12 protein-coding genes are annotated in these 12914 nt (G+C 40.2%); 9 read left to right on the top strand and 3 right to left on the bottom strand.

The window, feature by feature from the left end:
* The first annotated feature begins 30 nt into the window (after nt 1-30).
* From GR929_RS17135 to GR929_RS17150, 4 genes are read left to right on the top strand one after another with little or no spacing between them, the layout of a single operon-like run.
* A complete protein-coding gene (locus GR929_RS17135; RefSeq protein ID WP_159522069.1) occupies nt 31-1119 on the top strand; it encodes a DegT/DnrJ/EryC1/StrS family aminotransferase in 1089 nt (362 codons plus the stop codon).
* The gene (locus tag GR929_RS17140; protein ID WP_159522071.1) at nt 1119-1694 is read left to right on the top strand and encodes an acyltransferase; all 576 of its coding nucleotides are present in this window, start codon (nt 1119-1121) and stop codon (nt 1692-1694) included. The genes GR929_RS17135 and GR929_RS17140 overlap by 1 nt, the downstream gene beginning before the upstream one ends.
* The gene (locus GR929_RS17145; protein WP_159522082.1) at nt 1691-3001 is read left to right on the top strand and encodes a nucleotide sugar dehydrogenase; all 1311 of its coding nucleotides are present in this window, start codon (nt 1691-1693) and stop codon (nt 2999-3001) included. The genes GR929_RS17140 and GR929_RS17145 overlap by 4 nt, the downstream gene beginning before the upstream one ends.
* On the top strand, nt 3001-3939 hold the full coding sequence (locus GR929_RS17150; RefSeq protein WP_159522084.1) for a Gfo/Idh/MocA family protein: 939 nt from the start codon (nt 3001-3003) through the stop codon (nt 3937-3939). The genes GR929_RS17145 and GR929_RS17150 overlap by 1 nt, the downstream gene beginning before the upstream one ends.
* Nucleotides 3940-3992: 53 nt before the next feature.
* Here GR929_RS17150 and GR929_RS17155 read toward each other — a convergent pair whose 3' ends face one another.
* From GR929_RS17155 to GR929_RS17165, 3 genes are all read right to left on the bottom strand, one after another.
* Nucleotides 3993-4466: a hypothetical protein gene (locus tag GR929_RS17155; RefSeq protein ID WP_159522086.1), complete on the bottom strand. Its 474-nt coding sequence runs from the start codon at nt 4464-4466 to the stop codon at nt 3993-3995.
* A gap of 651 nt (nt 4467-5117) precedes the next feature.
* A complete protein-coding gene (locus GR929_RS17160) occupies nt 5118-6671 on the bottom strand; it encodes a glycine--tRNA ligase (RefSeq protein WP_159522088.1) in 1554 nt (517 codons plus the stop codon).
* 26 nt (nt 6672-6697) lie between these two features.
* Entirely contained in the window at nt 6698-6958 is a 261-nt protein-coding gene (locus GR929_RS17165) for a hypothetical protein (protein ID WP_159522090.1), read from the bottom strand.
* 140 nt (nt 6959-7098) lie between these two features.
* Here GR929_RS17165 and pyrH point away from each other — a divergent pair, with 140 nt between their 5' ends.
* The 5 genes from pyrH to GR929_RS17190 all read left to right on the top strand — a co-directional run bounded on the left by pyrH (nt 7099) and on the right by GR929_RS17190 (nt 12835).
* On the top strand, nt 7099-7809 hold the full coding sequence (gene pyrH / locus GR929_RS17170) for a UMP kinase (RefSeq protein ID WP_159522092.1): 711 nt from the start codon (nt 7099-7101) through the stop codon (nt 7807-7809).
* 105 nt (nt 7810-7914) lie between these two features.
* Complete coding sequence (gene frr, locus GR929_RS17175; RefSeq protein WP_159522094.1) at nt 7915-8478, top strand: ribosome recycling factor; 564 nt, start codon at nt 7915-7917, stop codon at nt 8476-8478.
* Nucleotides 8479-8807: 329 nt separating this feature from the next.
* Nucleotides 8808-9593 (top strand): histidinol-phosphatase, encoded by a 786-nt coding sequence (locus GR929_RS17180; protein WP_159522096.1) that lies wholly within the window; start codon nt 8808-8810, stop codon nt 9591-9593.
* A gap of 106 nt (nt 9594-9699) precedes the next feature.
* Nucleotides 9700-11604 carry a 1-deoxy-D-xylulose-5-phosphate synthase gene (dxs, locus tag GR929_RS17185; RefSeq protein ID WP_159522098.1) on the top strand — a complete coding sequence of 635 codons (1905 nt, stop codon included), beginning with the start codon at nt 9700-9702 and terminating at the stop codon, nt 11602-11604.
* Between the two features lie 73 nt (nt 11605-11677).
* Nucleotides 11678-12835, top strand: a complete 1158-nt coding sequence (locus GR929_RS17190) for a sensor histidine kinase (RefSeq protein WP_159522100.1) — start codon at nt 11678-11680, stop codon at nt 12833-12835.
* Nucleotides 12836-12914: the final 79 nt, after the last annotated feature.

The following is a 12914-nucleotide window of genomic DNA, read 5'->3' on the forward strand; positions in this document are numbered from 1 at the left end:
CATTATTTTTGTACCACTATTAAAAACACTATGAATTTCTGTGATCTCAATAAACAATACCAAGCCTATCAGCAAGAAATTGATGCTGCTATTCATTCGGTGATTAATTCCTCTTCTTTTATAAATGGAAAAGAAATTGAATTACTGGAGTCAGAATTGGCTAGCTTTACTGGTGTAAACCATGCGATCTCATGCAGTTCAGGTACTGATGCGCTTCTGCTTGCGTTAATGGCTCTGGAAGTAAAACCAGGGGATGAAGTTATTTGTCCGGCCTTCAGTTTCATTGCATCGGCATCAATGATTGAGTTTTATAAGGCCACGCCTGTTTTTGTTGATGTGTCACCCATTGATTTTAATATTGATCCTAAAAGAATTGAAGAAAAGATAACTCCCAAAACGAAAGGGATTATTGCTGTCTCACTTTATGGTCAGTGTGCTGATATGGATGCGATTAATGCAATTGCGAAAGAATATGGACTTTGGGTGATCGAGGATGGCGCGCAGTCATTTGGAGCAAAATACCATGGCAAACGCTCCTGTTCATTGACTGAAATTGCAACAACCAGTTTTTTCCCCGCCAAACCACTAGGATGTTATGGCGATGGAGGAGCTGTTTTCACCAACAACGATGAACTGGCTGAAAAAGTGAAAACGTTTCGCTCACACGGGCAGACAAAGCGCTATATCCACAAATATATTGGGATTAACGGGCGAATGGACACCCTGCAAGCTGCAATCCTACGGGTGAAGCTGAAGCACTTTGAAGATGAAATCACGAATCGGCAAAAGGCTGCTGAGCAATATTACAAACAACTTAATGGCCATGTACTTTTACCTGAAATTGTAGAAAATCGGGAGAGTGTTTGGGCTCAATACACCATAGGCGTTAGTCAACGAAATGAATTGAAAACGAAGCTAGCTCAGGAAAGTATTCCAACGGCAGTTCATTATCCGTTAATATTGCCGCACCAAGAAGCGTTTAGAAACAATGTTTCTGCACAGGAATTGTTTGAAGTTTCAGAACTATTGTCTGAAACAGTGTTGTCATTGCCCATGCATGGATTAATCACCATTGAAGAAATAAACCAAGTTGCTAATGCAATTATAAATAACATTTGATGAACGAGATAAAGAATTACTTTGCTCATGAAACAGCCTACATTGATGATGGTGCCGAAATTGGAACAGGAACCAAAATCTGGCACTTCAGTCATGTGATGTCTGGTGCTCAAATTGGCAAAAGCTGTGTGCTTGGTCAAAACAGTTATGTCGGCGGAAAAGCAAAAATCGGCAATAGGGTCAAAATTCAGAATAATGTGAGTGTTTACGATTCAGTTGTTCTGGAAGATGATGTTTTTTGTGGGCCAAGTTGTGTGTTTACCAATGTTGTCAATCCCCGTTCTTTTGTGGAGCGAAAAACGGAATACCGGGAAACCCGCATTAAAGAAGGAGTTTCTATTGGCGCCAATGCAACGATTGTGTGTGGAGTCACCATAGGAGAGTATGCTTTTATTGGAGCCGGGGCTGTTGTTACTAAAGATGTTAAACCCTATGCACTGATGGTTGGTGTGCCAGCCTTACAAAAAGGCTGGGTAAGTCAATCCGGAGCCGTGCTGGATGAAAATCTACAATGCCCCGAGACCGGTGAAAAATATCAAGTTGTCAACAACCAGTTGGAAAAAGAAAACGCATGAAATTAAAAGAAACCATACTTCAGAAAATTACTGATTCCAAAGAAGTGGTGGGAGTCATTGGCTTAGGATATGTGGGATTGCCACTGGCTGTAAGCTTTGCGTCTGAAGGCGTTCAGGTTATTGGCTTCGAGAAATCAGAAGCGAAGGCCTCCAAAGTTAATGCTGCTGAAAATTACATTAGCGATGTAAAAGATAACGATTTAACCAGCGTTGTTGAAGGAGGAAAACTTGTAGCGACAACTGACTTTTCGAAACTGAATAGCTGCGATGCCATCCTGATTTGCGTGCCAACCCCGTTGGATATCTTCAAAAAGCCCGATATGAGCTTTATTGAAGATTCGTGCAATTCGATAGCCCGGCACATGAAAAAAGGGACTTTTGTCTGTCTGGAAAGTACAACTTACCCAACCACAACTGAAAATGTTATTCTGCCAATTTTAGAGGAGCAGTCCGGGTTGAAGCATGGTGATGATTTCTGGTTGGCTTTTTCTCCCGAGCGTGTCGACCCGGGAAACAAGCAATTTGTCACCCGAAATACACCTAAAGTTTTAGGTGCCTTAACCGATGATGGACTGGAGATTGGAAAAGCCATTTATGCAAAAGCGATCGATTCGATTCACACCGTAAGTTCGCCACGGGTTGCCGAAATGGTTAAAATTTTGGAGAATACCTATCGACTGGTAAACATCAGTCTTATTAATGAATTGACTTTACTGTGTGGAAAAATGAACATTAATATCTGGGAGGTGATTGATGCTGCTGCAACAAAGCCATACGGATTTCAAGCATTTTATCCCGGCCCCGGAATTGGTGGACACTGCATACCTTTGGATCCATTCTACTTGGAGCATATCGCTAAAAAGTTTGGCTTCGACCTTAGCATGATTCACACTGCCGGCCACATCAACAATATGATGGCTCACCGGATGACGATTAAAATCACATCGGCACTTAATCGGCACAAAAAAGCAATCAATGGGAGTAAAATCCTGTTTCTGGGTGTCGCGTACAAACCCAACATTGATGATTCGCGCGAATCGCCGGCGCTAAAGATTATGGATGAAGTTGCCAAAAAAGGTGGTGACGTTTTATACCATGACCCGTTTGTTGCCGAAACCACAACTGATGAAGGCCGCAGCTATCAATCTTCAGAATATTCCACCAAGTTATTGGGTGAAGTTGATTGTGTGGTTATCAGCACAAATCACGATTTATTCGAAGCTGACTTCATTGAAAAGAATTCAAAACTGATTGTCGATCTAAGGAATGTGATTAAAAATCCATCGGATAAAGTATATAAACTGTAATGAAGAATTTTGCAATAATAGGAGCCGCCGGCTTTATTGCCGAAAGACACCTGCGGGCCGTCAAGGAAACCGGCAACAGAGTTGTGGCAGCTACCGACACTTTTGACGTAATGGGGCGCATGGATAGCTTTTTCCCTGAAGCCGAGTTTTTTCTTGACTTTAGTAAGTTTGAAAAATTCCTATCCGAAGAGCAAAAAACGGATCACCCGATTGAATACATCAGCATCTGCTCTCCAAACTATCTGCATGCTCAGCATATTCAATCGGCTTTAAACAATAATGCTTTTGCTATTTGCGAGAAGCCCCTGGTTTTGTATCCTGAGGAAATTGAGGCGATTGAAAAAGCACAACTTTCCACCGGAAAGAAAGTATTCAATATCTTACAGCTTCGACTTCACCCAACCATTATAGCATTGCGAGAAAAGATCAAAAACGGGCCGAAAGACAAAAGTTACGATATTGATTTAACGTACATCACCTCTCGCGGGAAATGGTACTATAAAAGTTGGAAAGGCGACATTGAGAAATCAGGAGGAATTGCCACCAACATCGGCATTCATTTTTTTGATATGCTACAGTGGATTTTTGGCGAAGTGCAAAACAGTATTGTGCATCTGTACGAAGCCGATAAAGCTGCCGGCTTTTTACAACTAAAAAATGCGCGTGTTCGCTGGTATTTAAGTCTCGATAATAACGACATTCCTCTCGAAGCAAAAGAACGGGGGATGCGGACATATCGATCAATATCGGTTGAAGGAAACGAGATTGAGTTTAGTGGTGGCTTTACCGATCTGCACACTCAAACCTACCAGCAAATTTTGTCAGGGAATGGATTCGGGCTAGAAGATGCCAGACCTTGTATTTTACTGACACATGAAATAAGAAATACGAAGCCAGTTGGAGCAATTGGCGATTTCCACCCAATGGTAATAAAATGAAGAAGCCGCTTCCTGGGGGGAAAGCGGCTATTGAGGTAATAAACTAATTAATGTTAGTTGAGGATATTTTGATATTGTTCATTGACCAATTCGGGAAGAAAATCGGCGATTAACGCTAATGCTCTTTCACGGTCAACCTGCAATGCCAAAATAGTTTTTTGATTAGCCAATTTGTCTTCATTAATCACTTGGTTGTTTAAACTTTCGGGAACAATCAGGTCCGAAGAGTCTATTGAGCGGGCACCAAATCCCTTTTTCGAACTAACATACTTTACTTCGAAATACTTGGTGCGAACAATGTATTCGTCGCCTTTACGGGTTGCTTTCAATAAAACCTCAACGGGCCTTTTTGATTCTCCATAGGTAATTTCCCAACTTTTCTGATAGGTTTTGCCTGGTTCGAAATCGACTTTTGAGGAAATCTTATATTCATCAACAAAATCAGTTTCGCCACCAGCGAAAACGCTCAACGAGCATGCAAAAAATGCAACAAATAGCAAGCTAATAATTCTGTTTCTCTTTTTCATATGATTATAATTATTTGTTTTTTTATGGTATCATATGGAACTCGCATAAAATCATACTTCTGTGTATAAAAGCTGTTAAATGCTCGTTTCATCTTGTAAATTTTTAAACATTCACGATTATTTATCAAACACCCCCGGACAATGTTCATTTGATGTCAATACATCTATCCGGTTTCATCTTCAATTATTAGATGTGATTCTAACAGTGGCAAATTTAAAGGCAGAATTTCTACTAAAACCTGACAAAATGCATGTTTTTATTTTGTTAACAAGAGTAAACTTATAAAATGAAAGTTAAAGCTCATATTTCAATACTAAAATGATCACATCAGGTCTTCTAAAACTGATTATTCGGAAAATAAATGAAATCTAACTTACAGTTTTTTAAAAAGATATTTTACAACATGAATCGACAGCTATCATTAGACCTACAGCGCATTTTGTAATCGTTTTATCATGAGATTAGCAGCAATTAATTTAAATATCGTATTAATCTGTATCAAATTGACACAATACTACCCAAAATAGAAAAATAAAAAACTCCCTTTAAGGAATAATTATTATCATTTGGCAGCTATACTACAATGCAAAAAAAAGGGTGGTTTCAAAATTGAAACCACCCACATCTATTTTGCTTAATCTTTTATACCTCTACTTCAATTTTGCAAAAAGAGCTTTGAAATTGACCTGAGAAGAAACGACTTCTTTTAAGTCAGCAATTGGCAAGCGCTCTTGTTGCATGGTATCGCGATAACGAATTGTTACTGTTTGATCTTCCAATGTTTGATGATCAACGGTAACGCAGAAAGGTGTTCCAACTGCGTCCTGACGCCGATATCGTTTCCCAATCGAGTCTTTCTCATCATATTGACAATTGAAATCAAATTTAAGGTCGTCAATAATTTCGCGAGCTTTTTCAGGCAGTCCGTCTTTTTTTACCAACGGCATAACTGCTAGTTTTACAGGAGCCAATGGTGCTGGTAATTTCAAGACTACCCGGGTATCCTTTTTACCATTGGCTGCTTCCAGTTCCTCTTCGAAATAAGAAGCCGACATAATTTGCAGGAACATGCGGTCGACACCAATCGATGTTTCAACCACAAAAGGCACGTAGGATTTCCCTAATTCAGGATCGTAATATTGAATTTTTTTACCGGAGAACTCCTGATGCTGTGACAAATCGAAGTCGGTACGCGAGTGAATTCCCTCCACTTCCTTAAAGCCAAAGGGAAATTTATATTCTACATCGACAGCCGCATTCGCATAGTGCGCCAATTTCTCATGCTCGTGAAAACGATAATTGTCGTCGCCAAACCCCAGAGCACGGTGCCATTTCATTCGGGTTTCTCTCCATTTGTCAAACCACTCCAATTCTGATCCGGGACGAACGAAGAATTGCATTTCCATTTGTTCGAACTCACGCATACGAAAAATAAACTGACGAGCCACAATCTCATTCCGGAAAGCTTTACCAATTTGTGCAATCCCAAAAGGTATTTTCATTCGTCCGGTTTTTTGTACGTTCAGGTAGTTTACAAAAATCCCCTGTGCTGTTTCCGGGCGAAGATAAACTTTCAAGGCGCCATCAGCAGTCGAGCCCATTTCTGTGCCAAACATCAGGTTGAATTGGCGAACATCAGTCCAATTGCGGGTTCCGCTAACCGGACATGCTATTTCCTGATCAATAATGATTTGCTTCAATTCTGCCAGATCATTATCATTTAGTGCATTTGCAAAACGCTCATGCAATTCATCCCATTTCTTCTGATTTGCTAAAACACGGGGATTGGTTTCGCGAAATTGCTTTTCGTCAAAGGCATCACCAAAACGCTTTTGAGCCTTGGCAACTTCCTTGTTCATTTTATCTTCGAACTTGGCCAATTGCTCTTCAATTAGCACATCGGCACGGTATCTTTTTTTCGAATCTTTATTATCAATTAATGGGTCGTTGAAAGCATCAACGTGACCGGAAGCCTTCCAGATAGTTGGGTGCATAAAGATGGCCGAATCTAATCCCACGACATTTTCATGGAGCATCACCATACTATCCCACCAATATTTTTTGATGTTATTTTTAAGTTCAACTCCATTCTGACCGTAGTCATAGACAGCTCCAAGCCCATCGTAAATTTCACTCGATTGAAAAACGAATCCATACTCTTTACAATGAGCGATCAGCTTCTTAAAAATATCTTCCTGAGCCATAAAATCTTTATTAATATCGTTTGAATTTAGTCTACTTCTTCAAAATCAACATATTCCCCTTCGTCATTCGAAAATTTTCCACCTTGGGACTTATTCCCTTCAATGGTAACATCTCCTTCTTTTCGGGACTTTTGCTGATTGTTGAAATTGTTCGATTGTTTGGGTCGATTGAAAAACAATGGAAGGACTAATCTTGCAACAAAGCGAATCAGATAATAAATCACTATGATTACAAAAAGTGTCTTGACGAAATTTACTAAAAACAAAATCACGTTTAATTCTTCCATATCTCTTGAAAATCAGCGGCCGTAAAATTAACAATTAATTGTGAATTCGAAATCTTGCTAAGCGAGAATCTTTCTAGCAGTAATATTCAATTAATATGAAATTTTAGAATATTTCTACCTTTGCATAAAACAGGAAAAAAATGACTGCATATAAACGTATATTATTAAAGCTGAGTGGCGAGTCTCTTATGGGGAATCAGTCCTACGGAATCGACCAAAGCCGACTGAATGAATACGCTGAGCAAATTAAAGAAGCGGTTGCGCTTGGCGTGCAAATCGGAATTGTGATTGGTGGTGGAAACATCTTCAGAGGGCTGAGTGGAGCTACCCAGGGCTTCGATCGTGTAAAAGGCGATCAGATGGGCATGCTTGCCACCGTTATCAATAGCCTGGCATTGAACTCCGCATTAACAGCTCATGGCGTAAAATCAAAAGTGCTGACCGCTATTCGCATGGAACCGGTTGGTGAATTCTACTCAAAGGACAAAGCGATTGAAACACTGGAAAGCGGAGTTGTCGCTATTTTTTCGGCCGGAACAGGAAATCCTTATTTTACAACCGACACAGGCTCCTCATTACGTGGAATTGAAATTGAAGCTGATGCGATGTTTAAAGGAACCCGCGTCGACGGAATCTATACGGCAGATCCTGAGAAAGACCCGAATGCCACCAAGTATGATAAGATCTCATTTGACCAGATTTATCATCAGGGGTTAAAGGTAATGGACCTGACGGCGACAACCATGTGCAAGGAAAACAAGCTTCCGATTGTTGTTTTCAATATGGATGTAAAAGGAAATTTTATTAAAGTATTGAAAGGTGAAAACATTGGCACACTGGTTCACCTGTAAGAAATTTCACCGAGGATATTTTGATTAAAAAAGTTAAGATTTTTCAAAATTCTCTAAATTTTTCTATATTTGCTCACAGCACAAAAATGAACTGATCATCTGAACATGGAAGAGGAATTAGAATTAATAATTGAGGTCTGCAAAGAAAAAATGGAAGCTGCCATTGATCATCTGGAAAATGAATTGGTTCATATCCGTGCTGGCAAAGCTTCTACAAGGATGTTAGATGGAATCGTGATTGACTACTACGGCAGCATGACTCCTTTAAATCAAGTAGCAAACCTGAGCACTCCTGATGCTCGAACAATTGCGATACAACCCTGGGAGAAAGCAATGATTGCTCCCATTGAAAAAGCAATAATGAATGCGAATTTAGGATTGAATCCTGAAAATAACGGTGAAATCATTCGCATAAATGTACCACCCCTAACCGAGGAAAGGCGCAAAACACTAACAAAGCAAGTTAGCCAGGAAGGTGAAAAAGCCAGAATTAGTATTCGTGGTGCAAGAAAAGAGGCTAACGAAAGCTTGAAAAAGCTTTTGAAAGATGGCCTGTCTGAGGACGTGGAAAAAGATGCCGAATCAGAAGTACAACAAATGACTGATAATTTCGGCAAAAAGGTTGACGACTTATTAGAAGATAAAAATCAAGAGATTTTAACAATATAATTGTTTCTAGTTTTCTGTTTTCTGAACATTGTTTAATTGTTTTCATGGCTTTGAGGCAGCTTAATTAGGCTGCCTCTTTTTTCGTCTTCCCTCTCCTGATTGAGAGATAGAATTCAGATTCCTTTCGAAGATTCTCTCCCCCTTATTTTTTCATCCATTATTTTTATATCTCCTCACTTTCGTTAATTTTAGAATGCTAATGATTGGGGCATATTTAACACACTAGCAGATGAAAATTGCCTGAAAACTAGTTTTCATCAACCTCAAAGTGTGTTGGGAATGCCATCGAAAACTTAACACATTCAGGCGATTAATATAAAACGATAAACATGCAAGGTTTAATAGATTATCACATGCACAGCATTTTGTCGGACGGTAAGAATACCCACGAGGAGATGATCAAAAGAGGAATTGAGTTAGGACTTGACGAAATTGGCTTTAGCGACCATGTTTGCCTTAAGCCGGTTTCCTGGGCCATATCTCCAATCGATATTCCTGTGATGACTGAGCAGATTCTTGCTCTTCGTGAAAAGTATAGCGATCAAATAAAAGTTCTTTATGGAATTGAAATGGATTACTTCCCCGGAAAAGAACAAGAAATACAAGAGCTAATTGCGAGTCTCCCACTGGATTATGTTATCGGATCGGTTCATTTTATAGGCGACTGGAATTTTGACACCGATAAATCGCTTTATGGAAAATGGACTAATGACGAGCTATATCATATGTATTATGAGCTGATTCAACTCGCGGCAAATTCGGGTTTGTTTGACACCATTGGACATCTTGACATTATCAAGAAATTCAGGATTTATCCAGAAAGCAACTTGTCCGGGTTGGTTGAAGAAACCCTCAAAGTAATCAAAGAAAACAAACTGGTTGTGGAGCTCAACACCGGAGGGTTAGATCGACCTTGCGCCGAGTTGACTCCAAGTCCATATATAGTCGAACGGTGTTATCACCATCACATTCCGATGACCATCTCATCGGATGCGCACAGCACAAAACAAATAGCCAGGCATTACGAAACCGGACTGACTTTGATGAAAAAGGTTGGGTTCGAAAAAATTGCGACTTTTGAAAACCGGGAACTAAAAATGACCCGAATCCCGTAATAACCCTAACAAATGAACGTTAGCAGCATACAGATTCAGCTTTAAACTGACGAATGTATAAGGCTGTGTTTAATAGAAGTTGTATATTTGAGCCCAAATTTTTTGAATGAAGGAACCTGAGGGAAGCATACTAAAGAAGATTAACAGCCCTGCGGATTTAAGGAAGTTAAAACCGGAAGACTTAACATTATTGTGTGATGAACTGCGACAGTTCATTATTGACGAGGTTTCAACAAACCCTGGTCATCTCGGTGCCAGTTTAGGCGTTGTGGAATTAACCGTCGCTCTTCACTACGTCTACCAAACTCCTTACGATCAACTCATTTGGGATGTTGGCCATCAGGCATATGGTCATAAAATATTGACTGGCCGCAGAGATATATTTCACACAAATAGGAAATATAAGGGAATCAGTGGATTCCCAAAACCTTCAGAAAGTGAATATGACTCGTTTGGCGTTGGACATGCCAGCACCTCGATTTCCGCAGCCTTAGGAATGGCACTTGCCTCTTCTGTAAAAAAAGAAAGAGACCGTAAAATTGTAGCCGTTATTGGCGATGGATCAATGACGGGCGGCATGGCTTTCGAAGGGCTGAACAATGCTGCATCGAATAATTCTGACGTTCTTATCATTTTAAATGACAACAATATGGCTATTGATCCCAATGTTGGTGGGGTTAGCAGCTATTTGCTCAACATTTCAAAGTCGAAACAATACAATAAACTGAAAAACGATGTTTGGGATGGATTGGGAAAACTCAACGGATTTGGTCCCAAAGCACGTCGCTTGGTTCAAAAAACCGAAGGGGCTTTAAAATCCTATCTATTAAAAGAATCCAATCTTTTTGAAAGTCTGGGAATTCGATATTTTGGTCCTATTGATGGGCACGACATTGAATATCTGACTAAAGTGCTTCGCGACTTACGCGATATTCAGGGGCCAAAGCTACTGCATATCATCACCAAAAAGGGAAAAGGATTTAAGCTGGCCGAACTAAACCAAACAGTTTACCATGCCCCCGGAAAGTTTGATAAAACAACCGGGAAAATTATTGGTTGCGAATGCGAGCTGAACAAACCTCCCAAATTTCAGAATGTATTTGGAAATACGCTTGTAGAACTTGCTGAAAAAAATCCTCGGATTGTGGGCGTTACTCCTGCCATGCCTACAGGCAGTTCGTTAAATATCATGATGGAGAAAATGCCGGATCGGGCTTTCGATGTGGGTATTGCAGAACCTCACGCGGTTACGTTTTCCGCAGGGATGGCTATTCAGGGAATGATTCCTTTTTGCAATATCTATTCAACATTTATGCAACGAGCTTACGACCAGATCATTCATGATGTGGCCATTCAAAATCTAAATGTCGTTTTCTGCCTCGACCGGGGAGGATTGGTAGGAGCAGATGGAGCTACTCATCATGGGGTTTTTGATTTAGCTTACATGCGGAACATTCCAAACATGACGGTGTCGGCTCCAATGGATGAAATTGAGTTGCGCAATATGATGTACACTTCGCAGCAAGATAATATGGGCCCTTTTTCAATTCGCTATCCTCGCGGATGTGGCTGCAAAGTGGATTGGCGACAACCATTCGAATTGGCAGAAGTAGGCAAAGGACGCGTGCTTACGGAGGGAGATGATTTGGCCATTTTAACTATTGGAACTACCGGAATAGCAGCCTCGCGTGCTGTAAAATCGCTGCACAAAAAAGAATTCTCAGTTGCTCATTACGATATGCGATATGTAAAACCGCTTGATGAAGAGTTATTGCACCAGATTTTCACGAAATTTAAACAGGTTATCACCATTGAGGACGGAGTGATTCAAGGTGGATTTGGCACGGCCGTCTTAGAATTTATGTCATCTAATAACTATTGCTCAAAACTTGTGCGGATGGGAGTGCCCGACCAATTTATTGAGCATGGAACACCGGAAGAGCTCCAACGTGATTGTGGCTTCGATCAAAAAGGCATTTTCAATAAGTGTATTGAATTAATTCTGGGGTAACTGCAATTTCGCCGGGCACGAATACTTTTTAAATACATGATTCGTTTAGCAAGCAGAACAAAACTTGACAATCTTGGAACTATACTTTAAAAAACGACGCTGGAAGATCCTGTTGCTGTTGGCTGCAATGCTCATTGGGGCAGGCTCTTTGATTTACACTAATTGGCTGGTTAATCAAATGTCGGTTCAAGAACGCAAAAGTGTTGAATTGTGGGCCGAAGCGATGAAACGGTTAGTTGATAATGAGCACGGAGCAAATCAAGACTTAACCTTGCTTCAGGGGATCATCGAAAACAACACGTCGATTCCCATTATTTGGACCTCAGCCAATGACGATATTCTGGGAGACAGAAACATAAAATACAACGAGAAACGAAAAAATGCAGTCCTGCAACATGAATTGCAGAAGATGAAAGACCAAAAAGACCCCATTGAAATTGTTCTTTCTGAAAATACAGTGCAATACCTTTATTATCGCGATTCATACTTGCTGCAGAATTTACGTTATTTTCCATTAGCACAGTTTGGAGTCATTATGCTTTTCATAACCGTGTCATACTTTGCGTTTAGCTCTTCACGAAAAGCCGAGCAAAACCAGGTTTGGGTGGGAATGTCGAAAGAAACAGCTCACCAGCTGGGTACGCCCATCTCATCGTTGATGGCGTGGATCGAAATCCTGAAAATGAAAGATATTGATGAGACCACTATTTCCGAAATAGAAAAAGACGTTTCACGTTTGGAAAAAATCACCGAGCGTTTCTCAAAAATTGGATCAAGACCGGAATTATTAACCGACGACCTCAAAAAGGTGCTAAGTTCCTCTGTGAACTATCTCGAAACCAGATGTTCTCAACGAGTTAAGTTTATCCTTGACATGGATGAAAACACCTATTACGACGTCCCGCACAATGCGGCTTTGTTCAGTTGGGTAATCGAGAATTTGTGCAAAAATGCCATCGATGCGATTGACTCCCATGGCGTTATCAGCCTTCACCTTATAAAGAAAAATTCGAGCGTGGTCTTGGATATTTCGGATAATGGAAAAGGGATTTCAAAATCGCAGTTTAAAACAATATTCGAACCTGGTTATACAACTAAAAAACGAGGGTGGGGACTTGGCCTTTCACTGGCAAAGCGGATCATCGAGAACTATCATAAAGGAAAAATTTTCATTAAACATTCTGAAATTGGGAAGGGTACAACTTTCCGGATTGTCCTTCCAACAAGCTGATTTTTCAACATCGGAAAATCCAATAATCGACTGACAGAAAGATTTTTGCAGAAAAACAGGTTTTCGTTGTTAAAAAAAT

Origin of the sequence: Sunxiuqinia indica (assembly GCF_009847015.1) — a bacterium.
GTDB lineage: Bacteria > Bacteroidota > Bacteroidia > Bacteroidales > Prolixibacteraceae > Sunxiuqinia > Sunxiuqinia indica.

What these genes read in the sequence shown, in the direction of transcription:
- GR929_RS17180 (WP_159522096.1), top strand. Translation starts at nt 8,808, where the DNA reads ATGCAAGGTTTAATAGATTATCACATGCACAGCATTTTGTCGGACGGT.
- GR929_RS17150 (WP_159522084.1), top strand. Translation starts at nt 3,001, where the DNA reads ATGAAGAATTTTGCAATAATAGGAGCCGCCGGCTTTATTGCCGAAAGA.
- GR929_RS17155 (WP_159522086.1), bottom strand. Translation starts at nt 4,466, where the DNA reads ATGAAAAAGAGAAACAGAATTATTAGCTTGCTATTTGTTGCATTTTTT.
- GR929_RS17145 (WP_159522082.1), top strand. Translation starts at nt 1,691, where the DNA reads ATGAAATTAAAAGAAACCATACTTCAGAAAATTACTGATTCCAAAGAA.
- dxs (WP_159522098.1), top strand. Translation starts at nt 9,700, where the DNA reads ATGAAGGAACCTGAGGGAAGCATACTAAAGAAGATTAACAGCCCTGCG.
- GR929_RS17160 (WP_159522088.1), bottom strand. Translation starts at nt 6,671, where the DNA reads ATGGCTCAGGAAGATATTTTTAAGAAGCTGATCGCTCATTGTAAAGAG.
- GR929_RS17135 (WP_159522069.1), top strand. Translation starts at nt 31, where the DNA reads ATGAATTTCTGTGATCTCAATAAACAATACCAAGCCTATCAGCAAGAA.
- GR929_RS17165 (WP_159522090.1), bottom strand. Translation starts at nt 6,958, where the DNA reads ATGGAAGAATTAAACGTGATTTTGTTTTTAGTAAATTTCGTCAAGACA.
- frr (WP_159522094.1), top strand. Translation starts at nt 7,915, where the DNA reads ATGGAAGAGGAATTAGAATTAATAATTGAGGTCTGCAAAGAAAAAATG.
- pyrH (WP_159522092.1), top strand. Translation starts at nt 7,099, where the DNA reads ATGACTGCATATAAACGTATATTATTAAAGCTGAGTGGCGAGTCTCTT.
- GR929_RS17140 (WP_159522071.1), top strand. Translation starts at nt 1,119, where the DNA reads ATGAACGAGATAAAGAATTACTTTGCTCATGAAACAGCCTACATTGAT.